General features: G+C 39.3%; 25 protein-coding genes. 12 read left to right on the forward strand and 13 right to left on the reverse strand.

The genetic code is table 11. The features are described 5' to 3' along the window. The first annotated feature begins 187 nt into the window (after positions 1–187). Positions 188–757 (forward strand): DedA family protein, encoded by a 570-nt coding sequence (locus tag B9T29_RS06120; RefSeq protein ID WP_086175070.1) that lies wholly within the window; start codon positions 188–190, stop codon positions 755–757. A gap of 54 nt (positions 758–811) precedes the next feature. Here the strand turns inward: B9T29_RS06120 and coq7 are convergent, their stop codons facing one another. Both coq7 and B9T29_RS06130 read right to left on the reverse strand, forming a co-directional pair. Then, positions 812–1447, reverse strand: a complete 636-nt coding sequence (coq7, locus tag B9T29_RS06125) for a 2-polyprenyl-3-methyl-6-methoxy-1,4-benzoquinone monooxygenase (protein ID WP_086175071.1) — start codon at positions 1445–1447, stop codon at positions 812–814. Between the two features lie 4 nt (positions 1448–1451). Then, positions 1452–2774 (reverse strand): MFS transporter, encoded by a 1323-nt coding sequence (locus B9T29_RS06130; RefSeq protein WP_086175072.1) that lies wholly within the window; start codon positions 2772–2774, stop codon positions 1452–1454. Between the two features lie 177 nt (positions 2775–2951). Between B9T29_RS06130 and B9T29_RS06135 the strand changes: the two genes are divergently transcribed. The 3 genes from B9T29_RS06135 (at position 2952) to B9T29_RS06145 (ending at position 10773) form a co-directional block, all read left to right on the forward strand. Beyond that, positions 2952–5675: an autotransporter assembly complex protein TamA gene (locus tag B9T29_RS06135; RefSeq protein ID WP_086175073.1), complete on the forward strand. Its 2724-nt coding sequence runs from the start codon at positions 2952–2954 to the stop codon at positions 5673–5675. Between the two features lie 38 nt (positions 5676–5713). Further along, the gene (locus B9T29_RS06140) at positions 5714–10228 is read left to right on the forward strand and encodes a translocation/assembly module TamB domain-containing protein (protein ID WP_086175074.1); all 4515 of its coding nucleotides are present in this window, start codon (positions 5714–5716) and stop codon (positions 10226–10228) included. Positions 10229–10335: 107 nt separating this feature from the next. Then, positions 10336–10773, forward strand: a complete 438-nt coding sequence (locus B9T29_RS06145; RefSeq protein WP_086175075.1) for an Sbal_3080 family lipoprotein — start codon at positions 10336–10338, stop codon at positions 10771–10773. Between the two features lie 99 nt (positions 10774–10872). On the opposite strand, the gene B9T29_RS06150 is transcribed toward B9T29_RS06145, so the two are convergent. Beyond that, positions 10873–11082, reverse strand: coding sequence for a cold-shock protein (locus tag B9T29_RS06150; protein ID WP_086175076.1), 210 nt, complete (start codon positions 11080–11082; stop codon positions 10873–10875). A 534-nt stretch (positions 11083–11616) separates the two neighbouring features. On the opposite strand from B9T29_RS06150, the gene B9T29_RS06155 reads away from it, so the two are divergent. The 6 genes from B9T29_RS06155 to B9T29_RS06180 all read left to right on the forward strand — a co-directional run bounded on the left by B9T29_RS06155 (position 11617) and on the right by B9T29_RS06180 (position 17880). After that, positions 11617–11976, forward strand: coding sequence for a hypothetical protein (locus B9T29_RS06155; RefSeq protein WP_086175077.1), 360 nt, complete (start codon positions 11617–11619; stop codon positions 11974–11976). 144 nt (positions 11977–12120) lie between these two features. Continuing rightward, entirely contained in the window at positions 12121–12393 is a 273-nt protein-coding gene (locus tag B9T29_RS06160) for a hypothetical protein (protein WP_086175078.1), read from the forward strand. A 294-nt stretch (positions 12394–12687) separates the two neighbouring features. Next, a complete protein-coding gene (locus B9T29_RS06165) occupies positions 12688–15327 on the forward strand; it encodes a bifunctional aconitate hydratase 2/2-methylisocitrate dehydratase (protein ID WP_086175079.1) in 2640 nt (879 codons plus the stop codon). 89 nt (positions 15328–15416) lie between these two features. Then, on the forward strand, positions 15417–16151 hold the full coding sequence (locus tag B9T29_RS06170) for a hypothetical protein (protein ID WP_086175080.1): 735 nt from the start codon (positions 15417–15419) through the stop codon (positions 16149–16151). Positions 16152–16333: 182 nt separating this feature from the next. Next, positions 16334–16555 carry a hypothetical protein gene (locus B9T29_RS06175; RefSeq protein ID WP_086175081.1) on the forward strand — a complete coding sequence of 74 codons (222 nt, stop codon included), beginning with the start codon at positions 16334–16336 and terminating at the stop codon, positions 16553–16555. A 305-nt stretch (positions 16556–16860) separates the two neighbouring features. Then, complete coding sequence (locus B9T29_RS06180; protein ID WP_086175082.1) at positions 16861–17880, forward strand: tyrosine-type recombinase/integrase; 1020 nt, start codon at positions 16861–16863, stop codon at positions 17878–17880. On the opposite strand, the gene B9T29_RS06185 is transcribed toward B9T29_RS06180, so the two are convergent. The 5 genes from B9T29_RS06185 to B9T29_RS06205 form a co-directional block, all read right to left on the reverse strand. Then, positions 17873–18166 (reverse strand): hypothetical protein, encoded by a 294-nt coding sequence (locus B9T29_RS06185; protein ID WP_086175083.1) that lies wholly within the window; start codon positions 18164–18166, stop codon positions 17873–17875. The two genes, B9T29_RS06180 and B9T29_RS06185, sit on opposite strands and share 8 nt — an antisense overlap. Before the next feature lie 201 nt (positions 18167–18367). Next, complete coding sequence (locus B9T29_RS06190) at positions 18368–19588, reverse strand: hypothetical protein (protein WP_086175084.1); 1221 nt, start codon at positions 19586–19588, stop codon at positions 18368–18370. Between the two features lie 20 nt (positions 19589–19608). Next, the gene (locus B9T29_RS06195) at positions 19609–20379 is read right to left on the reverse strand and encodes a hypothetical protein (protein ID WP_086175085.1); all 771 of its coding nucleotides are present in this window, start codon (positions 20377–20379) and stop codon (positions 19609–19611) included. 11 nt (positions 20380–20390) lie between these two features. Beyond that, on the reverse strand, positions 20391–20936 hold the full coding sequence (locus B9T29_RS06200) for a hypothetical protein (RefSeq protein WP_086175086.1): 546 nt from the start codon (positions 20934–20936) through the stop codon (positions 20391–20393). Further along, entirely contained in the window at positions 20933–21199 is a 267-nt protein-coding gene (locus B9T29_RS06205; protein ID WP_086175087.1) for a hypothetical protein, read from the reverse strand. The genes B9T29_RS06200 and B9T29_RS06205 overlap by 4 nt, the downstream gene beginning before the upstream one ends. Before the next feature lie 251 nt (positions 21200–21450). Between B9T29_RS06205 and B9T29_RS06210 the strand changes: the two genes are divergently transcribed. Beyond that, on the forward strand, positions 21451–22347 hold the full coding sequence (locus tag B9T29_RS06210; RefSeq protein ID WP_086175088.1) for a hypothetical protein: 897 nt from the start codon (positions 21451–21453) through the stop codon (positions 22345–22347). Positions 22348–22383: 36 nt separating this feature from the next. Here the strand turns inward: B9T29_RS06210 and B9T29_RS06215 are convergent, their stop codons facing one another. The 5 genes from B9T29_RS06215 to B9T29_RS06235 form a co-directional block, all read right to left on the reverse strand. Then, positions 22384–22731, reverse strand: a complete 348-nt coding sequence (locus B9T29_RS06215) for a hypothetical protein (RefSeq protein ID WP_086175089.1) — start codon at positions 22729–22731, stop codon at positions 22384–22386. A 78-nt stretch (positions 22732–22809) separates the two neighbouring features. Further along, positions 22810–23679 carry a DNA adenine methylase gene (locus B9T29_RS06220; RefSeq protein WP_086175090.1) on the reverse strand — a complete coding sequence of 290 codons (870 nt, stop codon included), beginning with the start codon at positions 23677–23679 and terminating at the stop codon, positions 22810–22812. A 25-nt stretch (positions 23680–23704) separates the two neighbouring features. Continuing rightward, a complete protein-coding gene (locus B9T29_RS06225; protein ID WP_143223871.1) occupies positions 23705–25144 on the reverse strand; it encodes a hypothetical protein in 1440 nt (479 codons plus the stop codon). A gap of 193 nt (positions 25145–25337) precedes the next feature. Continuing rightward, positions 25338–25553 carry a KTSC domain-containing protein gene (locus B9T29_RS06230; RefSeq protein WP_086175092.1) on the reverse strand — a complete coding sequence of 72 codons (216 nt, stop codon included), beginning with the start codon at positions 25551–25553 and terminating at the stop codon, positions 25338–25340. Between the two features lie 33 nt (positions 25554–25586). Further along, complete coding sequence (locus B9T29_RS06235; protein WP_086175093.1) at positions 25587–26366, reverse strand: LexA family protein; 780 nt, start codon at positions 26364–26366, stop codon at positions 25587–25589. Between the two features lies 1 nt (position 26367). On the opposite strand from B9T29_RS06235, the gene B9T29_RS06240 reads away from it, so the two are divergent. Then, entirely contained in the window at positions 26368–26613 is a 246-nt protein-coding gene (locus tag B9T29_RS06240) for a transcriptional regulator (protein WP_086175094.1), read from the forward strand. Positions 26614–26627: the final 14 nt, after the last annotated feature.

Raw genomic sequence — 26627 nt, forward strand, 5'->3', positions numbered from 1 at the left:
AATATATAAATAATGCCATGCCCGAGGCAAAACTAACAACAACAAATATGGATGAGATGATATCGGCCGAGAAATCACTTTATTTTACTGATGAAATATAAATGCTTAAAAAAGCCACCAGACTGGTCTTTGCAATGAATAGCGATCTGGTGAAGATAGTAAAACTGTAATCAGACACATTAAAAAAATGAACTGGACTGATCTGCTGCAACATTATGGCTATTTTGCCATTTTTATTGGAACGCTATTAGAAGGTGAAACCGTGCTGATATTGGGAGCTTATGCGGTGCATCAGCATATTTTCCATTTCTGGATACTCATTATGGTCGCGATGGTAGGTGGTTTTATTGGCGATCAATTTTACTATCAAATAGGCATGCGCTATGGCCAGAAAATCATCCAAAGCAAGCCGCAATTGGCGCAAAAATTTGCCCAGGCCAGCATCATCATCGATCATTATCCGGTGCTGACCATTTTATTGATGCGATTTGCATGGGGGCTTAGAAGCATTCTGCCTATATCCATAGGAATTAAGGCTTATCCATTGTGGAAATATATGCTGATTAATCTGCTGGCCTGTTTAATCTGGGCCTTTGTTGTTGTGAGTGTGGGATTGCAGATTAGCCACTGGTTACATGTATTTTGGGAAAAAATACTGCCTTATCATCATGATCTTTATATTATTCTTGCAGTGGTGGCCTGTATTTTATTGCTTCGGATCATATATGCCATTGTCATTCACTATAAAAAATCATGATGAATAGGCATAAAAAAGCCCACATTCAAGTGGGCTCAATCATGCAAATTTCAATTAAATATAATAACTGGTCTTGGTCATTAATTTAGAAATGGTTGTCATGGTAATCCGTACCGGTGCAGGTAAATCTACACCTCCGGCATTTAACGCGGTATCTCTATGGTGCAACTCATCTTCATTCATTTGCACCAGTATTTTACGTGAACGTTCATCCTGTTCAGGCAACTGGCTGATATGATGCTGCAAATGCAAGCTCACTTGACGTTCTGTTTCTGCCACAAAGCCCAGGCTATATTTATCACCGGCGATACCGGCAATGGCACCCATCCCAAAAGACAGGCCATACCAAACCGGATTGAGTAAACTGGTATGGCTATCCAGTTCTTTTAAACGGTCTTCACACCAGGCCAAATGATCCTGTTCTTCAATTGCAGCCTGTTCCATTTCACGGCGTACATTTGGCAATTTTGCTGTTAACGCCTGACCATGATAAAGCGCTTGAGCACATACTTCACCACTATGATTGACCCGCATTAAACCTGCGACATGGCGTGCTTCACTGACGCCTAATTTGGTTTCTACATCATGGCCTGGATTTTCACGATGGGCAGAGGTCGTTCCGGGAACCAGACTGCGTAGCGTTTGGTCAAACGAATGAATAAATTTGTCGATACCGGTATATTGGCGCATAAAATTAATCCTCTAAAGCATCTTGTCGTTGTGCTGCAAGCATGGGCTTGAGCTTAAACAGGAGCCATGTAGTGAAAATGGCGCTTAGAATTGCTGTGATACTAAAAAGTATTTTAATATCAATCTTAAGTACACTTAAGATGATAATGGAAAATATTGCAGAGGATACCATGAATACGGCATTGAGAATGTTGTTTGCAGCAACCACACGTGCACGATGTGATTGTGGCGAAAAGGCCTGCATCATGGCATAAAGCGGTACGATATAAAAACCGCCACTCATGCCGAGTAATGTCACAGCAAGCATGACATGGTAATAGCTCCAGCCTTGGGTAAAGACATCTTTCAAGCCGAGCATCTCGCCAGTACGTTCAGGCACAAAAGCCAAACTTGCGGCCAGATAAAAAGCAAATACGGTTAAGCCAATCGCCCCAATCGGCACCATCTTCAAATTGACTTCTGTACCGCCAATTCTGCGGCACAATAATGAGCCCACCCCAATCCCTACAGAAAAGAAGGTTAATAGCAGGCTGACTACGTTTTCAGAGGCGTGCAGGTTCTGTTGAGTCAGTTGTGGAATTTGGGTGAGATAGGTCGCGCCATAAAACCAGTACCAGGAATTGCCCAGCAGAATAAGAAACACGACCGGTAAACTTTTGGCATAGCCTACGGTTTGAAAGCTGGTTCTAAAAAAGTTCCAGTCAATGTGTACATCAGCTGCAGTCACTTTTTGCTCTAATACAAAACGACTGGAGAAATAACCTAAAACTGCAATGCTTACTATAGTAAGACTAATCCAGATCAAATTACCGTCAGATGCAGAAATTACTGCGCCACCTAAAATCATCCCGACTAAAATGGCAATTGAAGTTCCTGACTGAAATAAGGCATTGCCCGACATCAGTTCATTGGGTTTTAAAATTTCCGGTAAAATAGCGTATTTGATTGGCCCGAAGAAGGTAGAGTGAGTGCCCATTAAAAATAAAGCCACCAATAAAAGCCACAAATGACCCAGTAAAAAGCCAGCAGAGCCAATCAGCATAATCACAATTTCGAGAATTTTGATTCCCCGTACAAGTTGTGAGCGTTCGTATTTGTCGGCAATCTGTCCGGCTGTCGCAGAGAAAATGAAATAGGGTAAAATAAACAACAAGGCCGCGAGGTTGTTGAGTGTACTTACACTGGCACTTTGCTGATTGATCCAACCATAGGTAATGACCAGCAACAAGGCCTGTTTATAGACGTTGTCATTCAGGGCACCAAAAAATTGAGTGACAAACATCGGTAAGAATCGACGTGTGCCTAGAAGATGTTCATTTTTTTCCATGGTTTGTGGACTTCATTAAGTTTTATTAAGAAATGTGAGCATTTGGTAAAACACAATAAAAATCATGTATGATGTTTTCAACCTATACTTTTGGGAAAATTCCAATAGATTTGAGTTTGTTAGCAAGCTTTCATCAGGCATTTCCATTACAAATATTATATGAGTTTAGAGTTTTTTATGCTTTCAAAACTGAATTTTCAAAAGTCGACACTTAGTTTAAGTGTTAATTCCATTTTACAGTGGAACAATGAGCATAAACGATTCGGACTCAGTCTGGTATTCATGTTACTGGCTCAACACAGTTTTGCACAAGTCACTCAGCCAAATACCCCAATCACTGAAGCAGAATTTCAACAACAGCTCAAGAATGAAGCTGTTAAACAGGGTGTGGGCAGCAGTGAAGAGCTGAAAAAATTAGAAAGTATCCAAAACCAAACTGAACCTGATAGCCTGCAAATGCTGGAGCAGCAAGAACAGGCAACACAGCCTCTGGAAGAATTCAAACCGATTGAATTTGAGGATCTGGAAGAACTGCCGATTACACCTGTCAGTGCAGACATGGCAAATGAAATTTTTCGTGTCGCTGAAGAGGCGAAAAAAGAAGCCCAGCAATACCGTGCAGGTCAGCGCACAGAAGCGGTAGTTTCTGATGCCACACAGCAGGAACTGGTTGAAATTAATCAGGCACCGGTGAATATCGATCAGCTGATGTCAACTATTCAGGCCGACAGCCAGATTGTGGTTGAAGCCAATGAAGCGGGTAAAACCTTGCCTGAACTTGCCCCAGCAGATGAAGTCGAAGAACCCAACTTTTTTAAACGCTGGTTCTACAAAATACGCCCGCCGCGTCAATTCAATACCGCCAAGGTAGATCGTATCAGTGCGGATGTGATTGTGGTTGCTACGCCAAACAGCAGCGATGTTTCAGCTAAAGCTTATGCTCAGGCACTGGACAATCTGAAAACAAATCTCAAAGCTAAACTTTCCAGTTTTACTCAGGAATCATTTAGCGATTTTCCATCTGCATTGCCACAGTTGAGAACCTTGTCCAATCAGGCTGCACAGGCTATGGGTTTTTATAATGCTGAATTTAAATTCGAGAAACTCAGTGAAAACCGGGTTCGGGTCAGAGTGACGGCAAATGCACCGGTACAAATTAAAGAGCAGAATATTGAATTGAGTGGTGCAGGGGAAAATCAGCCCCAGTTCCAGGTGATCCGGCTTTTACCTGATCAGGATATAGGCGATATTTTCAATCATGGTCTATATGAACAAACCAAAACCCGTATTAACGATGCCGCATCCAATAACGGTTTCTTTGATGGTTACTGGCGTTTGCATGATGTCAAAGTGGCCCAACCGCAAAACACGGCAGATGTGAATTTACGTTATGAAACAGGCGAACGTTATAAGTTAGGCCCTGTTGAGTTTCGTATGAGTGATCCGACACAACCACTTCCAATCGATATGGATGTGTTGCAAAGCATGGTCTCTTGGGAAGATGGTGCCGACTATACCTTTTGGCGTGTCAATGGCTTGGCCAATAACCTCACCAACTCGCGTTATTTTAATTACACCTTGGTGAATGCAGTACACCCAGATCCAATTGAAAAATCGCTGGAATTACCACCAGATATTCAGGCCTTGGTCGATCAGCAAAAAATATCTGAAAGCGAAGCGGCTGTGCAGGATAAAAAACGGGTCGCTTCTGCAAAAGAGGTAACGCAATCGGTAGCAGATGAAACCCAATTTGCCGGTAAAGGTGAAACTGAAGGGGATGAAAATCTACGTCAAATGCGTGCAGAGCAGGAAATGAAAGATTCTGAAGAAGAACGTTTAAAAGTTCAGGCGCGTGAAGAGAAAAAAATTCCGGTTATTGTGACTTTAAACGCAGACCGTTTGAATAGTGCAGAGCTGGGGGCGGGTTATGGTACAGATACAGGTACGCGTTTACGTGGTCAGTACCGCCGTGCCATTGTCAACCGCCGTGGACATTCCTTTGATGCCAACGTCGAACTCTCTCAAATTCGTCAGTCTATAGACGGGCATTATAATATTCCTTATCACCATCCAATCAATGACTATATCAGTATTGTGGGGGGTTATGAGCATGAGCAACGTGATAATGTTGCCCAAGGCAATAGCTTGCAGATTGAATCTGCCGTGGCTGGTGTGGACAGAATTATTAAAAAACCGCGCGGTAGCTGGCAACATACTTTTGGTCTTCGTTACCGTTTGGATCAGCTGACCCAAAATGGTGAAATTGCCGCGAGTGAAATTCCGGACACCTTCCTGGCGAACTCCAATGAACAGCAACAATCTTTATTGTTTGGTTATGAAGCGTCTCGTACCACCAGTGACAAACGTGTTAACCCGGGTAAAGGCTTTAAGCAGACCTATAAAGTGGAACTCGGCAGTGAATCGTTATTGTCCGATGCAGATATGGCTATTCTCAATGCAGGCTGGCGTTTTATTTACTCTTTGGGTGAAAATGACAATCATCAGTTTGTAGGACGCGGTGATTTAGGTTATATCTTGACCCAAGACTTTAGCAAGGTGCCTTATAATCTGCGTTACTTTACTGGTGGTGACCAGACTATACGCGGTTTTGACTATAAAAGTTTATCGCCAGAAGAAAATGGATTTAAAATCGGTGGCCAGGCTTTGGCTGTGGGATCACTTGAATATAACTATCAGTTTAAAGAAGGCTGGCGTGCAGCCATTTTTAGTGATGTCGGCAATGCTTACGACAAAACCCTTAATACGCCTACAGCATATAGTGTGGGCTTGGGGCTGCGTTGGGCATCGCCCATTGGCCCTATTCGCGTAGATGTGGCTTCAGGCATTTCTGATGACAACCATCCAATACGTCTGCATTTCTTTATTGGTTCACAATTATAAATCTTGGTTTTTATAAATCTTAGTTTTTAGAGAGTATTATGGCTGAAGTAGAACAGCAACCAGAGACCGAAACACCTAGACCTAAAAAGCGTCGTATTCTAAGGAGTGTGCTGTTCACACTGCTTATCGTGTTTGTCTTGCTGATTGCTTCTTTCGCTGTAATGTTTAGTACCGATAAAGGCAGCAAGTTTTTGCTGGATCGTGTTTTAGAGCGTCAGCACATTATTCATTATGAATATGAAGGCGGCAATCTGTTAAGCGGCATTATCCTAAAAAATATTTTAGTCACGCTCAAACCTGTAGACGTTAAAATTGACCGAGCAGATGTCACTTTGGGGTGGCGTGCCATCCTTAAAAAAGAAATTCACCTGAATCGTGCCGATGTGCGTAATCTGCAAATTATTAGCAAGCATCCACCCAGCGATGAACCATTTAAATTTAATGAAATTCGCTTGCCCTTTGTGTTACGTCTAGATACTGCAGATGTCGATCATCTGCTGATTAAGACTGCTACGGCAAGTGTAAAGTTTCACGATATTCACCTGAATAAAGCCCTGTGGTCGGGGACTGAACTGAAGTTTGAAGATTCCCGGATGGATATGGGCTATCTTTCTGTGAAAAATGCCAGCGGAAACATGAAGTTTGAAGGGAAATATCCTTTAAATGCCGTGGGTGACCTGAATATTCCTGCACTTCATAAAAATCTGAATATTCATGATATTAAAGTCGTGGCGCAAGGTTCACTGGATACCATTCAGGCCGGTGTAGCCACCAATACTCCAGACTTGTTGACCGGGTGGGTAGTATTACATCCAGTGCGTAAGCATGTTCCCATGTTTGGTGAGTTAAAGCTTAAAAAATACCATTGGCCATTACTGACTGAACAAAAGCTATATACCAAGAATGGTGTGGCGAAATTTAATGGTGATATTCAGCGTTTAAATATTGATGCAATTACAGACTTAAGCGGCAAGAATATTCCGCAAGGCCAATATAACGGCAGCATGCATACCGACTTGGTACATCAACTCGACATTAGCAATCTAAATGGCCAGCTGATGAATGGTGCGGTGAATGTGGCTGGTGTAGTGAGCTGGAAAGATCATGTCACTTGGGATATGAATGGCCGTGTCGATAAAATCAATCCCAAAGACAAACTGATTCCGCAAATCATTCAGGACTTTTTGCCGCCAAGTCTGGATGCCAAAATTGCCTCTAAAGGTCGTTTGCAAGATGGCATGCATCTGACGGCCTTGGTGAATTTTGACCGTTATGAAACATGGAACTTAAAGCTCGATCAGGCGGAGCAGAAAGGCAAAAAACCAAACCCGATGCTGCTAAATGTGGCTTGGCAAAATATTGATCGTGCCGTGCCTTACGTGGGTTGGTTAAGCAGTAAATCGGGTGATGTTAAACTCGCGTTGGTTGAAGGCAAGCAGGATATTCATGTTGCCACAGCGGTGTCAAAACATGATAAAGGCATGTTGCCTGAGGGCCTGTATACCGCACAGCTCAATCTAAAAAATGATAATTTAAATATCCCAAGCTTTAGTTATGTGGCGGGCAAAGGCAGTTTAACAGGTAATGCAAAAGTAGAATTGCCGACTAAAAAACGTCAATTGAAATGGAATGCCATTGTTAATGCCAAAGATTTTAATCCGCAAACGGTTGCGGTGGCTGCACCAGTTAATTTGCTTAATGGTCAGGTCAAAGCCAATGGTTTTGCCAAACCGAATCAGCAAATTATCCATCTGGATGCGATTAATTTAACCGGTCGTCTAGCACAGCAAAATAACAACGAAACTGTACGCTTAACCGGTCGTAGTACCGCAGCGATTTTGTTTAATGATCAGAAAGCGGGTGGTGCGTTTAAAAGTTTTGCCGTGAATTATGATGGAGCACTGAATGCCAGTCAGCTTCCTGCCAGCGAAGGCATGCTCAAGTTTAAGATCTCCGGTACGCCGGAACTAATTAAAGTGGATGAACTGAAACATTCAGGCATTGCCGGGAAACTTTATGCCAGTGGTCTGGTTTATCTTAAAAATGGCTTTGGCTGGAATATCAATGCCTCTCTGGTACGCTTTAAACCGCATTATTTTGTCTCCTCTTTACGTGGTGAACTCTCCGGTAATGTGAAAACTGAAGGAGTCTGGTCAGAAACCTTAAAGCGTATCAATATCCAGAAATTGAATATCGCTGGTATCATCAACAATAAACCTGTACGGGGAACCGGTAATCTGGCTGTGGTGATCGATTCAAATCAAAAAGGCTTCCTGCCCCAACAGTTTGAAGCAAATAACCTCTATCTCTCTTATGCCAAAAACCAGGTTCAAGCCACAGGCAATGCACAGAACTTAAGACTGAAAATCAATGCGCCAGCCTTGTATGAAATTTACAGCGGTCTGCGTGGTCGTGCTTATGGCTATTTGAATGTGCAATCACAGCCCCGCTTGCAAGCAACTGCAAATCTGGCAGTAGATGATTTCGGTTTTAACCAGTTATTTAGTGTAAAAAAATTGCGGGTACAGGGCGAGCTGCCGACTTCGGAATCAACCCCGACGCTGATGACTGCGAAAATGGAAAACTTGCGCAGTGGTAAGCGTGAGATTCAGCAGGGTGAAATTTCACTGGCCGGTACCCGCAAAGCTCACATCTTGAAAGTACAGGCACAAAACCGAATTTCCAAATTCTATGTGCAATTGGCCGGTGGTTTTAATGCACAGAATGATTGGTTGGGACAAATCCAGAACGGTGATTTTGACTCTTTGCGTGCACGTTTGGTGCAACGTCAAAATGCCTCTGTGATTTATAGCTCGGCAAAAGGTGAATTATTTGTAGGCGCACATTGCTGGTCGAGCCAGCAAAGCCAGTTGTGTTTTGACCAACCGATTCGGGTGAGCAAAACCAAGGGTAATGTTTCCTTTATTACCAAAAATGTCGACTTAAATGATTTTGCTGCCTTTATGCCTGAAGGTCTGGAAATTACCGGTAAGGTCAATGGTTATGCCAAAGCTGCCTGGGTACAAGGCGGCAAGCCAAAAATTGATGCCAGACTAGTGACACGTAATGGTGTGATAGGGCTTGCGGCCGAAGATCCACAAGATACCGGTTCTACGCTTAATTATAATGAAATTGCGGTAGTGGCAAAAAGTGTGGCTACAGGTTTACAAGTTCGTCTAGATGTTAAAACACCTGAAATTGGTACCGGTTATGCCAATGTAATTATTGATCCTTATAAAGACAATATGCCGATGCATGGTGAGATTGCCTTCGATCAGGTGCAGCTGAAAGTCTTTAAACCCTTTATTCAAGATATCCGTTCTTTGGCTGGTAACTTGTCATTTGCCGGAAAAATTAGCGGTACATTAACGCAGCCTTTAGTGAATGGTGAAATGCGCCTGAAAGATGGGGCAATCAGCATGATTTCATTGCCGGTGAGTTTAACCAATATTCAAGTTTATTCTTCTATACGCCAAGATCATGCCACCATTAATGGAGCATTTAATAGTGGACAAGGTGCGGGTGCATTAACCGGCAGCGTAAACTGGAAAGATGATCCGCGTATTCAATTGCATTTAAAAGGTGAAAACCTGCTTGTTCGACAGGCACCATTAATTACCGCCGTGGTTACGCCAGATTTGACTTTGGACATGTTGCCATTTAAGAAAAAATTGACTTTAAACGGTAAGGTGGATGTGCCACGTGCCTTAATTTCTATGCCTGAAGCTTCAGCACCGGTGGTCAATGTATCTTCAGATGTACGGATTGTGCGTGAAGGACAGGATCAGCTGGCCATATTAAGAGCTGCCCGACCTTGGGATATTCGTGCCGATGTCTTGGTAAATTTGGGTAATCAGGTGATTTTCCAAGGTTTTGATAGCCGTATTCCACTGGCAGGGCGTTTGTACCTCTCACAACGCGGGCTTGAAACGGCTATGCGTGCCAATGGTGCTATAGGGGTTAGCCAGCGGGTAAAAATTGAAGCTTATGGACAAAGTCTGGATTTAAATCGTGCGATTGCACGTTTTAACGGGCCTTTATATAACCCGACTTTAGATATTGATGCCAATAAGAGTGTACAAGGTAGCTTGGTTGGGGTGCGGGTCACCGGTACAGCAACCACTCCAAATATTCAGGTCTATAACGATGCTGGATTATCTGAGCAAGAAGCATTGAACGCCTTAATTACTGGTCGTATTAATGAAGGTACTAGCGGTATTAGTCAGGCCGAAGGCTTCAAGTCCGATGTAAACAATACCATTGCTGCTGCCGGAATCAGTATGGGCTTAGGCGGTACCCGTGCGCTAACCAACCAGATTGGACGTACTTTTGGTCTAAGTGGCTTGGCTCTGGATGCTCAGGGAACAGGGGATGATACTCAAGTGAGTGTGACGGGTTATATTACCCCGGATCTGTTTATCCGTTATGGTGTTGGGGTATTTACACCAGTGAATAAATTGACCTTACGTTATCAAATGAATAAACGTTTATATCTGGAAGCAAGTCAGTCACTAGAACGTGCCATCGATGTATTCTATAACTGGCGCTTCTAAATTTAGCGATGCGATCTTCTTTTCATCACTGACCGCCTTCGGGCGGTTTTTTGTGATATAAAATATTGTTTTTGCTGATTTATTATTAATTATAAAGGAGATTTGGAATGAAAAAATTATTGATGGTGGGAATAGTAGCGATTGGATTGACTGGTTGTACGGCCATTCAGGTGAATAACAGCATAGGATTTCATCCGGAGTCAATTAAACAGGTGTGTATTGTTCATAATCCAAAAGTCATCATTCAGGATTTTGATCAATTGGTTGCAAAGAGTTTTGCACGTTATCACATTCAGGCGCAAACTTATAAGGAAACCGATAATTTAGGCTTCTGTCAAACCACATTGCATTATACGGCGTTAAGAGCTTGGGATATGGCTCCATATATGGTGTCGGCACGGTTTAATCTGATTCAAGATGGTCGTCAGGTATCTGAAGCTTCCTTTAGATTAAAAGGCAATGGAGGTTTGGCTTTGAATAAATGGAGAAGTACCGAGACTAAAATCAATGAGCTGGTGGATCAATTATTAAATAAAACACCTTGAAAATAGGTTCAATTTTTATTGAACCTAAATACAAAAAAGCGAGAGTTTAACTCTCGCTTTTTTCTAATCCGGCTTACTGCTGTAAGCGTGATTATAAAATTATAGTGCTACGATGTTTACAGCATTTGGGCCTTTTTGACCTTGAGCGATGCTGAATTCAACTTGTTGGCCTTCAGCTAAAGTTTTGAAGCCGTTACCAGTGATTTCGCTGAAATGAGCGAAAACGTCAGGACCATTTTCTTGTTGAATGAAACCGAAACCTTTAGTTTCGTTAAACCACTTTACAGTACCTTTTACAGTGTTAGACATAATATAAATCCTATGAAAATATTTTTTAGCTTATTGAAAAGCTTGATGATTTAACTTGAAAAGAAGAATGGAACTTTAAATCTGAAAAAACGAAGGATTATGACTAAAACTGCGAAATACTAAAAGATTTACCAGAACAAACTATTTTTCTAGTTGGGATTAAGTATATAGCGATGTTTCATTTTATGCAACCGAATATCTATTTATTCGGGTTTTTATCTTCTATAATTTGTAATTATATAAATACCTTTAATAAAAACAATAATTTAATATTTGTAATAGGATGTAGGTTTGTACAAATAATAAACGAGATAAGTTCTGCTGTTATTCATTTCATTCGTAATTAATCGTTTCTTTATAAAAGCAATCAATTTGTTATGAAAAATAAGCATATTCAATAAGCGTACATAGGGGTGTATCAATCAGTATTTGGAAGTATTAGGTTTATTTTGAAGTGGTTGTTCTGATTTCGGGCCAGGAGATTTCGTATTTTCTTTAACTTTGATTATCATAGGGGGCAACAGGAGAACATTGATGAAAAAATTATTTGCTTTGACGGTATTGGTTGCCTTGGTTGGATGTGCTGAAAAAAAGCCGTTAACGCCTGAAGAGCAGTGGAAAGGCTATTGTACAAGTATGGGTAATGCTGCGAACAACATTATGTATGATCGTCAAAATACCATTACCAAAGCGGCTGCCATAGAACATGCCAACAAAATTGAAGATGAAATCACCAAAACCTTTATTTTGGATATTATTGAGCAGGTTTATGCATTACCGTTAGAAGAAATAACGAAAGATCCGGAAGCAAGCCGTAATCAGTTCAAGCAAAAAATTACTGAAAAATGTATTTCTACACCGCATGACAAAATGCCAAATTACAAACCGTTCTAAGGAACGGTTTTTTTATTGCTGAATAATAAAAATAGCCTAAGCAAAATTTAGTACAAATTGTGACATTTACTTAATGAAAAATATGGAAAAGCTTATCTTATTATTGAATAATGAACTCTACAACAATAACGTAGGAGCAGGAAAATGGATGTGATCGGCTACTTACATCATGCAGATTTTCTTTTGGAAGATGAGCAAGGCATGGCCATTATTGGTGGTGGAAATTATGTGCTTAGCGTAGGTGATAAAGTATTTCTGCGCAGAAAAATTGATGGGGAAAACAATCCACGCTATATGGTGGATATTTCATTTGCCAGTTCTAATCACAATGACTTATTTGAAGACCAATGCATGCTTAAATTTTCAGGCAATCGTGCAGAATTACAGCAATATTTATCCGAAACCACAGTCCACTAAGGTTGAATATTTTTATAGAAGAAAAAAAGGCAACATTAGGTTGTCTTTTTTATGTTTAATGTTCCGGTAAAACTCAGTTTTTTGCTATTAAAAAGCCTTGAAAGTGAAGTATTTGCCTAATGTGTAACCAATATGAACATCATTTAGCTACAAAATAATGGACATCACAAAGAAACACTTTAGTTGCATTAACTTTTAACTGGAATTTTAGTAAAATTTAGCAGTCCATATTATTTGCGAAGCTTTGAATAAGCTGGAATTCGTAGATAATTTTTTAAAAAGAGGAATAACACCGTGCTAGAAGCTTACCGCCAACACGTTGAAGAACGTGCCGCACTCGGAGTCCCACCGAAGCCACTTGACGATGCTCAAACAGCTGACTTGGTTGAACTATTAAAAAATCCACCGGCTGGAGAAGAAGCATTTTTAGTTGATTTGCTAGAAAACCGTGTTCCTGCAGGTGTTGACCAAGCTGCTTATGTAAAAGCTGCATTCTTGGCTGCATTGGCAAAAGGTGAAGCAACATCTCCTTTAATCACTAAAGAACGTGCTGTTTACTTACTAGGTACTATGCTTGGTGGTTACAACGTTGCACCTTTAGTTGCACTTCTTGATGACGCTGAACTTGCAGAACTTGCTGCTGAAGCGCTTAAGAAAACTCTTCTTGTATTTGATGCATTCCATGACGTTGCTGATAAAGCAAAAGCAGGTAATGCAAATGCACAAGCTGTTATGCAGTCTTGGGCTGATGCTGAATGGTTCACTACACGTCCAGACGTTCCATCTGAAATTAAATTGACAGTTTTCAAAGTAACTGGCGAAACAAATACAGATGATTTGTCTCCTGCACAAGACGCTTGGAGCCGTCCAGACATCCCGTTACACGCGAATGCGATGTTGAAAAACGAACGTGACGGTATCAACCCTGAAAAACCAGGTGAAGTTGGTCCATTAAACCAAATCAAAGACTTAATCGCGAAAGGCAACCAAGTTGCTTACGTAGGTGACGTTGTTGGTACTGGTTCATCTCGTAAATCTGCAACTAACTCTGTTCTTTGGTTCTTTGGTGACGACATTGCTCACATCCCGAACAAAAAAGACGGTGGTTACTGCCTAGGTTCTAAAATCGCTCCGATCTTCTTCAACACCATGGAAGATGCTGGTGCGTTACCGATCGAGATCGACGTTGCTAACATGAACATGGGCGATGAAATCGTTCTTAACATCGATCATGCTGCTGCAAAAGTGACTGCGTCTAAAGACGGTGCGGTTATTGCTGAAGCTGAACTTAAAACTCCAGTTCTTCTTGACGAAGTTCGTGCGGGTGGTCGTATCAACCTGATCGTTGGTCGTGGTTTGACTACTAAGGCTCGTGAAGCTTTAGGTCTTCCTGTATCTACTTTGTTCCGTACTCCAGTTCAACCTGCTGCTACTGGCAAAGGCTTCACTCAAGCACAGAAAATGGTTGGTCGCGCTTGTGGTCTTCCTGAAGGTCAAGGCGTACTTCCAGGTACTTACTGTGAACCTAAGATGACGACTGTTGGTTCGCAAGATACAACTGGTCCTATGACTCGTGACGAATTGAAAGACTTGGCTTGCCTAGGTTTCTCTGCTGACCTTGTTATGCAATCTTTCTGTCATACAGCTGCTTATCCAAAACCAGTTGACGTTCAAATGCAACACTCGCTTCCTGATTTCATCATGAACCGTGGTGGTGTGTCTTTACGCCCAGGTGACGGTATTATTCACTCTTGGTTAAACCGTATGCTTCTTCCGGATACCGTTGGTACTGGTGGTGACTCGCATACTCGTTTCCCAATTGGTATTTCATTCCCAGCGGGTTCTGGTCTTGTAGCGTTCGCTGCAGCGACTGGTGTTATGCCACTTGATATGCCTGAATCTGTTCTTGTTAAGTTCAAAGGTAAAATGCAACCTGGTATCACTCTACGTGACCTAGTACATGCAATTCCTTATGTTGCGATTCAGCAAGGTGACTTAACTGTAGAGAAGAAAGGTAAGAAAAACATCTTCTCTGGTCGTATCCTTGAGATCGACTTAACAGAAATGGAAACTGATTTAACTGTTGAGCAAGCGTTCGAATTGTCTGATGCTTCTGCTGAACGTTCAGCTGCTGGTTGTTCAATCACTCTTTCTGAAGAGAAAGTTGCTGAATACCTTAAATCAAACATTACTATGTTGAAATGGATGATTTCTGAAGGTTATGGCGATGCGCGTACTATGGCTCGTCGTGTTGAGAACATGGAAAAATGGTTAGCAAACCCATCACTTCTTAAAGCTGATGCTGACGCTGAATACACTAAAGTGTATGAAATCGACCTTGCTACCATCACTGAACCAGTTCTTTGCTGCCCGAACGATCCAGATGATGCGAAATTACTTTCTGACGTTCAAGGCGTGAAAATTGACGAAGTATTCGTTGGTTCATGTATGACGAACATCGGTCACTTCCGTGCAACTGGTAAGTTACTTGAGAAAGTTCCTGGTGGCGTATTGTCTACTCGTCTGTGGATTGCTCCACCGACTCGTATGGACGAACGTCAATTGATGGAAGAAGGTTTCTATAACATCTATGGTAAAGCTGGCGCTCGTACAGAAATGCCAGGTTGTTCATTGTGTATGGGTAACCAGGCACGTGTAGCTCCGAATACAACTTGTGTATCGACTTCTACTCGTAACTTCCCGAACCGTTTAGGTCAAGGTGCGAACGTTTACTTAGCTTCTGCTGAACTTGCATCTGTTGCTGCTGTACTTGGTAAATTACCAACTCCAGAAGAATACCAACAGTATGCAGCTCAAATTGACAGCATGTCTGCTGACATCTATCAATACTTAAGCTTCGACAAAATGGGCGACTATACTGACGCTGCTAAAGACGTTGATACTAAGAAAATTGCTGCTGCTCAATTGTCTTAATTGATTAAGTAGTTAAAAATAAGGGTCGAGAAATCGGCCCTTATTTTTTTGTGTGTTAAAAAAATAAATTTATAAACTTATGGTGCTTTATGAATATTAAACAAAACTTATTCAATTTGTATTCTACTAAGTGGGATGATTTTGCTCATCATTTAGAAAAAAGTAATTATTTTGATAATTTTGCAATGCCTTTTTTATTAGATGTACCTGATTCATTAGAAGATAAATTTAAAATTATGATTTATGGTCAGGAAACTTGGGGATGGGATGATGGGGCGAGTCTTGATGGTTGGGTTGAAAAAGGAATGCATGGCTATAAAAGATTCTTCTGGGATAAAAAATTTTATGATGGTTATCAAAGAAGTTCTTTTTGGCAGGCTTTTAGGTTTTATGAAAAACATATTCCTAAAATTCTAAACGAAAATAAGATTATTCAAGAACCTATTTTTATATGGAATAATATTTCCAAACTTGGTTTGGGTAATGGAAAAACTGGAGTTAATAATATTAGTCGAGCTGTAGAGCAAAAATACTTTAGTGTTGTAAAGGAAGAATTTGAAATAATTCAGCCTGATTTAGTCATTTTTTTAACAGGTCCAACAAGAGATCATGATATTAAATTCAATTTTAAAGATGCAAAATTCACACAAGCTATTGATACTTTTTCTCAAAGAAAAATGGCTTTAGTTGATATAAATGGAATTAGTGGGTTGCGTTTGTATCATCCAGCTTATTTTGGCGGTTTTAATAAAAAATATAAGAAAGATACTTTAGAAGTATTGAAATCAATAATTAGTCAAAAATTAATCATTTCATGCGAATAGGCATCTTCTAGCACTTCCAAAACCAAATTGTCGGTATTGAGCATGATTTTAATCTTTCAGGCTAAGCTTACTTGGTTTGATTAACAGTCCATCTACGCATGTCGTTCGCTATACTTTACAGTTGTAGCAATAAGTCGTTTAATCACGCAAGTTGTAGCGATTTAAAAAGTTGATGTAAGCATATGCCAAAACAATCCCGATTCCTCTGTATTGGTGGTTTCCTTAATGGAACCCAAATCAAAGACCAAGGCGATAGCTTTGTATGTGTCGAAAAAGGTAAGAATGTCACTTATCATAAAAAAGAAATTTTCCATTCAGATGCGTGGGATCATGACTACTATGTGTGTGAAACGACCAGTGATAAAGACGCTCGAAATTGGGTATATGATATAAAACCCAATTAATTATCCATTTTTAAAAGATATTTGATACAAAAGATGGCTGGTGGTGGAGTATTGCCCAACAATTATTCTTGAATTTCAGACATTAAAAAGCCCCATGGTTAAGTGCTATCTAAAATCACTGAATTGTAAGTGGTTTTCTAAGAAATAATTAATAAACACTTATAAAACAATAAATTAAAATAAAATATTTAGTTTTAAACCCTTGTATTATTACCCTTGAAAGTTCTTTTAATTGAACATATTGGACGTTTTTGACAAAAAATAAGTTAAGATGAAACATTATTTACGCCAAGATTACGCCAGAAATGAAACTACCAAAAGCAAGAAAGCGTGGGGAATCATACCGTATTGAATTAATGTTTAATGGTAAACGTATCAGTGCTACACGAGACACTGAAAAGGAGTGTGAGCAATGGGCTATGCTTAAACTCCTAGAATTAAAGACTGAGCAAAATAAGAATCAGAGCGAAGTTAAGCAACACTACCCATTTTCTGCACTACTGCATAAATACTATGAAGAGATAGGCAGGCATAAGAAATCCAGCAGAACTATTAGAATTTCAATCAAACAGTTTATTGACAGCTATCCGGTTATTTCGCAAATGTCCGTTCACGATATTACACCTCAGATATTGACGGATTGGCGCAACTCAAGATTAAAAAGTGTCAGTATTGGTACCGTACTTCGTGACATATCTTTATTCTCAGCAATTTTTACCTATGCACAGAAAGAACTTTTTCTAATTGAAAGTAATCCTTTCTCCATGGTGAGTAAACCATCCCAGCCAAAATCAAGAAATCGACGTATAAGTGATGCTGAAATTGATCTGGTACTAAAAGCCCATAATTATGAGCGTGGACAAGTACCAACAGAGATACAGCATTTTATTGCTTGGGCTTTCCTATTTGCTATTGAGACAACAATGCGGCAAGGGGAGATATTGTCTATTAAAAGGTCAAATATCCATAAAGACTATATTCACTTGCCTGATACCAAGAATGGTCATTCGCGTGATGTGCCATTAATGGATAGTGCGAAAGAGTTATTAAAGCTTATTCCAGATAATGGATCTGATCAGCTACTTGAGATAAGCAGTAGTACTTTTCAGAATACGTTCAGCAAGAGGGTAAAGAGCGCAAATATCAAAGAACTGCATTTCCATGATACCCGGCATGAGGGAATTACAAGATTGGTTAAATTAAGAAAGGTGCCAATTGAAATTCTAATGAAAATTACTGGTCATAAGACTGCAGGGATTCTGATTAATACTTATTATAATCCTACAGCTAGCGAAATCAGTGAAATGTTGAACGGGTCTAATTGACCCGTTTTGCTCCACGTTTATTTTTTTGAGGCTTTGATAAAATCATCATAGCTGTCTTGGTTTCGTAAAGATGCTTACCATCAGTACCTTGATTGTAGCCCTCAAGCTTTTTAATGATAGTTGTTTTGGTTAAACCATATTTTTCAACTAGCCACGATACTGGAACCAAAGCCGGCAATTCTTCCATCTTAAGTTGAACAATTTTCCCACCAAAGATGTTTTGGCCAAGATAAAGCTGAGGCTCTACATCAGCCTCAACCGTAATGGTGTACTTAAGTGCCCCCATTAAGATACCTCCTTCAAACTTTGAATCACCCCAAACAGCAACTTAAGTTCAATAACCATCATCTTCTCCAAGTCGCTTCTTTAAACTTCGCATTGATTAATAGTTCTTCAATTTCACCAACACCTACGTTGTTAAATATGTGTGTCATTTTTGCCCCGAACACTGTGAGTGTTCGGGTGATAGTGGAATAGTTGAAATTCATTAAGGCTCACCAATCGCTGCAGTAAACGGATCTAATTCAAGACGACGCTTCTCAACCAATTCCATCAATTGCGGTTGAATTTCTTCATCACATGCCGACACATCAATTTCCAGCGCATCTAACTCAGTCAGGTCTTCAGCTTTCTGAATACGAACTGCAAGTGATGATTGAGTTTTTGGAGGATTAAGCTCTACCAGACGTTTATTGATTGCATCAATTAATGGCTTGCGCTGTTCTTCGGTCCATGACTTTGTATATTTGATCTGTGCATTTACTTCTGCCGGAGTAGTAGCATTGGTCACTCGATCAAGTAGATCAGCCAGCAGCTCCTTATACACAGCATCTTCATCAACTTGAACAGGTTGTTCCGAAGAATCATCTTTTTGAGATTGGATAAGCTTTTCAGCATCTTCCTGTAGTCGCTTTAGTTCATTAACCGACAAATCCTTTGACTCAGATGGAGGTGTAGTAAGCTCTTCAATGCGTTTTTCACCCAACTTATTCAGTTCAATGATTTGTCCACGGACCATATGACCATTTGCACTTAATTGATAGCGGATCCGCATAACATCATCTACAGTTTCAGCGGCATTAATTTCTGCCGTGAACTTTTCAACAAGCTTTACTGCATCAGTTTCGATAGGATCATCTATCAAATTATCTTCAACTGCAGTAACTGGGCCTTGTTCGGTAATCTGAATATCTGACTGACTTTCAGATGCCTTTTCTTCCACATCATTTGATGTGGAATTTTGGTCATTTGCAGCCGGTTCTTCTGTTTTACGGCTACGACGTTTTTTGGTTTTACCTGTATTGTCAATTGTTGGTGGATAAAAGATGTTCCGGCCAAACAGCTCGCCAATTGCCTGCAGCTGTAGTTCAGCATTTTCTTTATCTGCCTGGGCGAAACCATTACGCACAGATGCGAAGTATTCCATGCACTGTTTGTTGTATTTAACCTGGGAAATATGGTCGGGATGGACAATGAATATTTCCTGATCTTCTACCACATCCTCAGGAGTTAAAGGCTTGGCAAATGTAATACCAGCCAATTCCATGGTTTCAACTTTGATGCAAAACTCATAACCCTGTTTAGCAAAGATGTTGGCAGGGAACTGATCGATATCATTAAACTCGATTAATTCACCAATAGCGCGGCACATAATATTCCGACCAGCCATCATTGCTGCAAAAGCTTCATTACTATTTAAAATATTCATATTCTTATCCCTATGTTTAATTAATGATGAAGCTGGCTAGGCTGGTTATTTTGTTGCTGCGATCGACTTTGAGTTGGCCAACCCATCTGATCGGCGCGAGCACGGCAAGCATTCTTGATACCAGCCTCATAAGTGGTACCTTTAAATCTTTCAGCTGCTGCTTTAAGAATCCCTTTGTCTTTAGCATCTTTAATAGCGACTAAAGCATCGTTATAAAGCTGTGCCTGGGTACGTTTTGGTTTTTGCTGAGCACTTGATTGCTGTTGAGCCGGTTGCTGATTATTTTGATGCTGCTGCGTCGGGGCAGTCTGTTGGTTCTGACCGTTATAATGTGCTGCTGCCATTTCCTGATATTTCCAGTCATCCCAGATTCCTGAGAAAATATCTCCCGCAAAACCAATGAAACTAAGTGCCTTGACCATGGCATCAGTTACAGATTTTTTAGGTGCGTCTTCGTCATACACCATTTTTCCGGCATTGGTTTTATACATGGCCATTGTTCCACCCATGTGCTCAACAGAACATTTTTTGCCATCCTGCATATACCAGACTCGGACAGTAGCGTAATGCATCATGGTTTCGGCATTACATTGCTGGAAACCTTGTTGAACAATTTCAATGCCCCATCCAAAGCCACATGGCCCAAAAGTTTCAGTCGCACGTTGCACCAACCAATATGGTTGAGGGGATGAGCCTTTATAAGATTTCCCGGTAATAGGTTTAACTTTTTTCGGATCAGTAATAGAAACTGATGCCCATAGATCCATATTTGAGTTATTAGAAGTTGTCATGATAATTCCCCTTAATGCACAGCACGATGGGTTTTAGCCCATTTTTTATATTCGTCAGATTTGAAGTGACCAGTATTTTCTAGAATCTGGTTACGCTCAGCATTCCGTTTTGCGTTCCGTGCAGTGACTAATGCTTTTATTAACCAATCTGGCGCTGTGTCTTTTTCTACAAGTGTGAGATTGCCTTGAGACTCTTTATAGATGATGAAGCCATCTAAGTTGATACCACTGCGACCGCTAGGTTTAAGTACATAGAAACTTGGGCGATCTTTACCGATACGGTAGCGCTCGTTTTTATCGCCATCTAAGCCCAAGTATTCGGAGAAGTAGTTTTCAGATTTAGCTTTAGCCTGGCGTTTCAAACCTTCATCAAGAGTCTGTGCAAAACGGAACTTAATAAAGCCACCAAAGAAATCAGCAAAACCTAAACGCGCTTGTTGTGTTAAAGGTTCCCAGTCGTTGGTTTCAATTTCGGCATATTCGATATTGAAACCCTTAGCCAGTGCTTCAAATACTTGAGCAGGTGCAAGGGTTTGCTTGATGATTTGAGTAGTCATTTCCCCACCTCCATCTGAAACTTAACCGCCTGCACTGCCTGACGATCTGCATCATCTGAACAGCTTTGAACTGTAAATAGGGTGGAAACAATGGTGATGCCGATCAAGGAAATAGCAGCCACTTCTTTGAAAACCACTTTAGATTTAGCCCAAAAAGAAAGATGCATTTCTTCAGGCTTGGGTGGCTGAAACAAAATGGAAGTCGTTTGACTTTTATTAGTGCCAAACTCTGGGGTTTGACTGTGGGATGGTGTTTGGTTCATACTTATCTCACTCTTTGAGTAAAAGCACATTGGATTTGACGGTCGGTGTGCTTTTTTGTTATCTGGTGATATAAATACTACTTTAAGTAGAGATTAAGTCAATAGTTGGTAGAAAATAATTCTACTTAAAGTTGTTTTTTGATTTATAGTAGACAAAAGAAAAATAAAATTTATGTGTAGTGAAATTTAGTATTTGATAAAATTAGGAGGTTAAAATCTTTAATTATTTAATAAAATGTAGGAGGGGAGTTATGTCTAATAAAGCAGAGTTGATTCTTATTGCAGACGATGAAAAATTATTAGAAATTGCAAAGGGATCTAAAATAAAATTTGATAAACAATTAGCTTTAGATATAGCAGAAATTTTAAGCAAATTTTTTTCATACAACCCTTTTGCTGCAGCAATTAACACTACATTGACATTCTTAAATAAAAAAGAAAGAGCAAAAGAAAGTAAAAATTTAAAAGCATTACCATTGCTGAAAGAACAAATATTGCGGCAGATAAAAAAGGAGCTGAATATTTCTTCCGAAATTAAATGTATTTCACCAAATAATACAGAAGGAATGAAATTTGATATCGGCGATAAAGCCACAAACGGCAGTTTTTATCTTAAACATCCTTTGCTTGATAATGTATATATACGTCCATGCAATTATGAGGCTGTACTAGCGCGTGAAAAAGAGGCGTGCTTTAGACGGTTGGCAAGTGCATTAGGAGCTAAAACAATTACTCTTAAAGATGCTAAATTTTTCGATAATAAAGGTAAATTAAGTGTTGGAACGACGATACCTCAGGCTGTATGTACAAATATTGGCATAAATGTTCAATTTGAAAAAGACGGTGCTGTTATAAAGGAAGTCTATAGTGAATTTGGAGAGCCAAGAGTTGCACCCTATATTCCTGAACATCTAAAGTCTTGGACAATGATTGATACTGATTTGCGTACAATGGCTCAAGATCGCTTAGAAGGACATTTAATTAAGCATCAAGTCACTTTGCAGTTTAAAGAATCTTTCTCAGGTGGTGGGAAAATTGCTGCAGAGATAGCAGACAAAGGTTTGGATATTGGGGGATCTATATCTAATAACGTAAGTTCTGTATGGTTTTTTGAAGTCGAGTATTATCCTATTACGGAAACTATCTAATAAAAAGCCCATCAAAAAGATGGGCTTTTTATTGTCTTAGCACTGCACATTGTCTTTTTTCTTATAGTAGTCCAAAGCTATGTCCAGATCCTCTAATAGCTGTGATCTGGTGTAGTCTTTTGCAGCCAGTCTAAGTAAAGCTGGCATGTAATTGGTTTTGTATTCAGTAGGGTAGTCTTTACATAAGATCCTGGTCTTTTCTTCAATGGTGGTGTTTGGTGATTCTAACTGGTCTAGATATTTATTGATGATTGCATCTGACTTTTCAAATTGGGCTTTTGCTTCAGGATCTGTGTTATGAGAAGCGGTAGCTTGCTCTGGTTGTTTTTGGCAGCCGGTGATTAAAAGAGTTAGAAGTAGGGTAGTGAATATTTTTGTTTTCATGGTTTGGTTTTGTTGTTATTGGTGAGGGGATTATAAGCTGAAATTAGGAAAAGAAAACCCACCGCTGGAGTGGGGAGTTTAAGCAATAGTAAAATCAAGTTGCTGTTGTTTAGAGGGAACGTCGACTTTTTTTATATCATCGCAGTAAATCATCACTTCAGACCCCTTAACCTTATAGTATGCACTGTAGTTAAGTTCATAATCTTCTTGACGATAACCTGAATAAATTTCTTTTATTTCTATGCAGTTATCATAAGAAACTATCCATTTTGTTCTTACTTTATCTAAAGCTTGTCGGATTTGCACGTGATCTTCATGAATGTAAAAATTACGATATAAACCCTGACCTTTAACGTAGTATGGAGGGTCTAAATAAATTAGAGAATTTTCTGGGAGTAAAGAATCTACTTTGCCCAATAACTCTAGTGCATCATAATTATAAACTTTAATATACTCCTTGAACTCTCCAATTTTTTCAATTCGTTTTGATAAGTTTTCTTTATGAAAACGAGCATCAAGCCTATAGTATCCATCCTGATTTTTGCCGCCAATTACTCCTCCTTTTAAGATACCTGATCGGTTGGTACGATTTAAAAAGAAAGCAGCAAAACCGTGTTCAAGCTCGGTATGTTCAGTAGGTGTAGAAAGGATAGCTTTTTGTTTATACCACTCTTCGATAGTTACTGGAGTATCATGCAAGACCTTTAGGAATTCCTCAGTTTCTAACGTTACCGATTTCCAAAAATTATAAACAGCTTTATCGAAATCATTAATATGTATATTTTTACAATATCCACTAAAGAGCAAATCCAAAGCCACACCTGCTCCTCCCGCAAAAGGCTCGAGATAATCGCCCGAAAGATGATTTATTTCCATCAAATCTTTCACAAAGGGCGCAAATTTGGCTTTTCCACCAGGATAGCGTAGAGGAGTTAAAAACTTAGACATAGGCACATTACATCACAAATAATTTTCATTGGCCACTTTTTTGCTTAAGTGCTTTTAGGATATGCTCAGAAACTACAAAGCCAATTATACTTTGAATTCTATTAAATTTTTGTGCAATCTCTAAACCATTAAAAGTTGCATAATTATTACTGTGTTTTGTGAAATTGCCTTCCTTCGAGAGCCAATCAAGAATTTCTTTATCTGATTTTGAATCTTCAGCATTATCAAATGAGTAATTCTGTAACTTACCTTTAAAATAACCTGCAAAATCTTTTGAGTAAGAACTGTCTAATCTAGCCAAGCTATCTAGCAAGGACCAAATTCCGACAATTGTTAGAAGTGGATGTTCTGTTGGATCTATTGTTAAAAGTGATTTATACAAGACATTAAATTTTGGTATCTCCAGTGAGTTTATGGCTAAAGTTAATGAATCATTTTTAAGTATTTTTTTATCAAATTTTGGCTTATTTAACTTAACAGTCTGTAACTGATTATTAGCTAATAACAATTCTCCTTGTAACTCATCGACTGATTTTTTTAAACTTTCGGCTGGAATACTATTATTAGGTGGTGAAATTTGAGGAGGTTGGTCTGATATAATAGGTAGTGGCTCCTTCTTTTTTCTTGTATTTTTTAGGGTAGGCGGTTTAATGGTTGTTACAATGCTAAAGTACTGTTTTAAAAATAGCTCAATGTTTTTAGCTGATGCGTAATTACCTTCACGAGACAAAGATATTTCTCTATTTTTAAGTAATTCAAGCAATGTTTCAACAAAACTAAGTGCTAGTTTGTAGGCTGGAGTATTTGGCAATAAAGTAGATGTTGATACATCAAATATTGAATGATCAATATAACCTAATTGGTATGCGCTTCGAATAACGCGTGTGAAAGTTTCAAATGAAAAATGGCTATCAGAGATAAAGTCATTATATTTATTATTAGTATTTTGAAAATGCAATAATAAGGCTATGGCGATCCAATTTGAATCGCCGTGTTGTTGTATATCATATCTAAATCTAGCATTTGCGTAAGCAGACCATTTAATTCTACCAACACCCCCAGTAGCAGCGTGCCTCTCATATACTGTTTTAGAAATAGCTTCTAAATCTTCGCTCACAAAAGCTCCAACAAAGTTTAAATCACATTTAGCATTCTGCCTGAGCTGTTTAGCTAAATTTTTAACAGATTCATTGGGAGCTAATTCGGGATTGTTTAAAATTTTGAGTATAGAGGCTCGTCTATTTCCATCTAAAATGGTTAATTTTTTTTCATTTTTATAAACTAGCAAATGTTCACCTAAATCATTTTCAGCAATATCCTCCATGATATTTTTAAAATTTTCAGGGCTGTGATTATATATTTTATTAATACAATCTTGCTGGGATGTTGCCATACCGAAACGATAGTTTTTTTCATCAAGCTCAATATCTACGATTTTCACAGATGTTATTGAATCAAATCTCATAAAACCCATAACTCCTTATTATAGTAAGTACAAATTGACATCTATTTAATAATAGAGATCTATAAAATTAAACAATTACTATGTGCTAAAAATACCTAATAACCAATGAATAAGAAAAAAGGAAGGCTTTAAATTTCAATTCTTCCTAATTCAGCTTTTTATCCTATGTGCTATGATAGGTTTTTAGTTTCAATCACACAAAAATCTGAATACGCCTAAACTTTTTATTCGCTTCAATTTCAGTTTTATAGAATCTATCTTTATCATCGGAATCTATAAATTTAGTAAACGTACTTGATTCAAGAAGTCGATAAAGAAACCTTTCACCTGTTCTAAGCACTACTGTCAACAGGTAGTGCTGATAAAGCACATGGCTGATCTTGCGGGAATTTATTTCAATTTTCTGCATTAATAACACCCCAAGTCACCGGTGACTTACTTTTTAGACATCCCGATACAACCCAACTACCTTACCAACCAACTTACATCCATCCATTAATGGAATGGTTTGTTCCGGCCAATTCGGGTTAAGAGGCTGTAAATACATATTGCCGCTTTCAACAATTAACTTCTTGAACGTAGCTTCGGCATCACCTTCACAAGACACAATCACCAGATCGCCAGTTTTCAACTCACTTGGTTGAAAGTCAGGATTCACATAAATTTTGTCACCTGGGCGGAAGTCTGGAAGCATTGATTCACCAACAACTTCTAAACCATAGCCATTTTTGCCACATTTAGGATTTGGTGGTAACCATTCATCAAGTTGAGTTCCAGCTGGCACAGCATCTACAGTAGTCCAGGAACCAGCTTGTACCCATGAAATGACGGGAACGAGTCGACCAGCAATAGGAAAGGGTGCAGTGACGTTTGGTTCTAAGCCTGTACCATGATCTAAATAACTAATGTCAACATTAAACTTTTCGGCAAGAATCTGCATTTTTTCTTCACGTGGTTTAGCAATACCAAGCGTGTAGCGACGTGCCATTTCGTAAGTAACTTCGATGGCATCTTTTAATTGATTCACTGTTTTAATTGGTGAGCCTTCTTTTTCCATAAGACTTTTAAGCCGTAAAGCAAAATCTTGATATTTGGCCGTTTTCACCTTGTAAGTCTTTCCATTTTCTACGCTAGGTAGAAGTTTAACTCGTATTTTATGTTGCACCAATTCTATTTTTGGTAGTATATTATCTTCTACTTTAAGTAGTGTAGTTGGTAGCATTATGTCATCTCCAAAAGATGCTTTTGAAAAAGCAATAAAGATTGCAGGTAGCAAATCTGCATTAGCTCGTAGTTTAGGGATTACTCCATGGGCTCTAAGTAAATGGAATATTGAGAAAATTCCTGAAGAACGTTGTTTGTCTATTGAAAAATTTACCAATAAACAGGTAAGAGCTGAGCAATTACGACCGGATATAAACTGGGTTTTTGTTCGTTCTACTCAAAATAGTAATAAGGCAGCCGTTTAATAAATACGTTCGAA

This window comes from Acinetobacter sp. ANC 3903 (assembly GCF_002135315.1).
Classification (GTDB): domain Bacteria; phylum Pseudomonadota; class Gammaproteobacteria; order Pseudomonadales; family Moraxellaceae; genus Acinetobacter.

Coding starts and splice junctions, on each gene's coding strand:
- B9T29_RS06120 (WP_086175070.1), top strand. CDS start 188: ATGAACTGGACTGATCTGCTGCAACATTATGGCTATTTTGCCATTTTT.
- coq7 (WP_086175071.1), bottom strand. CDS start 1,447: ATGCGCCAATATACCGGTATCGACAAATTTATTCATTCGTTTGACCAA.
- B9T29_RS06130 (WP_086175072.1), bottom strand. CDS start 2,774: ATGGAAAAAAATGAACATCTTCTAGGCACACGTCGATTCTTACCGATG.
- B9T29_RS06135 (WP_086175073.1), top strand. CDS start 2,952: ATGCTTTCAAAACTGAATTTTCAAAAGTCGACACTTAGTTTAAGTGTT.
- B9T29_RS06140 (WP_086175074.1), top strand. CDS start 5,714: ATGGCTGAAGTAGAACAGCAACCAGAGACCGAAACACCTAGACCTAAA.
- B9T29_RS06145 (WP_086175075.1), top strand. CDS start 10,336: ATGAAAAAATTATTGATGGTGGGAATAGTAGCGATTGGATTGACTGGT.
- B9T29_RS06150 (WP_086175076.1), bottom strand. CDS start 11,082: ATGTCTAACACTGTAAAAGGTACTGTAAAGTGGTTTAACGAAACTAAA.
- B9T29_RS06155 (WP_086175077.1), top strand. CDS start 11,617: ATGAAAAAATTATTTGCTTTGACGGTATTGGTTGCCTTGGTTGGATGT.
- B9T29_RS06160 (WP_086175078.1), top strand. CDS start 12,121: ATGGATGTGATCGGCTACTTACATCATGCAGATTTTCTTTTGGAAGAT.
- B9T29_RS06170 (WP_086175080.1), top strand. CDS start 15,417: ATGAATATTAAACAAAACTTATTCAATTTGTATTCTACTAAGTGGGAT.
- B9T29_RS06175 (WP_086175081.1), top strand. CDS start 16,334: ATGCCAAAACAATCCCGATTCCTCTGTATTGGTGGTTTCCTTAATGGA.
- B9T29_RS06180 (WP_086175082.1), top strand. CDS start 16,861: ATGAAACTACCAAAAGCAAGAAAGCGTGGGGAATCATACCGTATTGAA.
- B9T29_RS06185 (WP_086175083.1), bottom strand. CDS start 18,166: ATGGGGGCACTTAAGTACACCATTACGGTTGAGGCTGATGTAGAGCCT.
- B9T29_RS06190 (WP_086175084.1), bottom strand. CDS start 19,588: ATGAATATTTTAAATAGTAATGAAGCTTTTGCAGCAATGATGGCTGGT.
- B9T29_RS06195 (WP_086175085.1), bottom strand. CDS start 20,379: ATGACAACTTCTAATAACTCAAATATGGATCTATGGGCATCAGTTTCT.
- B9T29_RS06200 (WP_086175086.1), bottom strand. CDS start 20,936: ATGACTACTCAAATCATCAAGCAAACCCTTGCACCTGCTCAAGTATTT.
- B9T29_RS06205 (WP_086175087.1), bottom strand. CDS start 21,199: ATGAACCAAACACCATCCCACAGTCAAACCCCAGAGTTTGGCACTAAT.
- B9T29_RS06210 (WP_086175088.1), top strand. CDS start 21,451: ATGTCTAATAAAGCAGAGTTGATTCTTATTGCAGACGATGAAAAATTA.
- B9T29_RS06215 (WP_086175089.1), bottom strand. CDS start 22,731: ATGAAAACAAAAATATTCACTACCCTACTTCTAACTCTTTTAATCACC.
- B9T29_RS06220 (WP_086175090.1), bottom strand. CDS start 23,679: ATGTCTAAGTTTTTAACTCCTCTACGCTATCCTGGTGGAAAAGCCAAA.
- B9T29_RS06225 (WP_143223871.1), bottom strand. CDS start 25,144: ATGAGATTTGATTCAATAACATCTGTGAAAATCGTAGATATTGAGCTT.
- B9T29_RS06230 (WP_086175092.1), bottom strand. CDS start 25,553: ATGCAGAAAATTGAAATAAATTCCCGCAAGATCAGCCATGTGCTTTAT.
- B9T29_RS06235 (WP_086175093.1), bottom strand. CDS start 26,366: ATGCTACCAACTACACTACTTAAAGTAGAAGATAATATACTACCAAAA.
- B9T29_RS06240 (WP_086175094.1), top strand. CDS start 26,368: ATGTCATCTCCAAAAGATGCTTTTGAAAAAGCAATAAAGATTGCAGGT.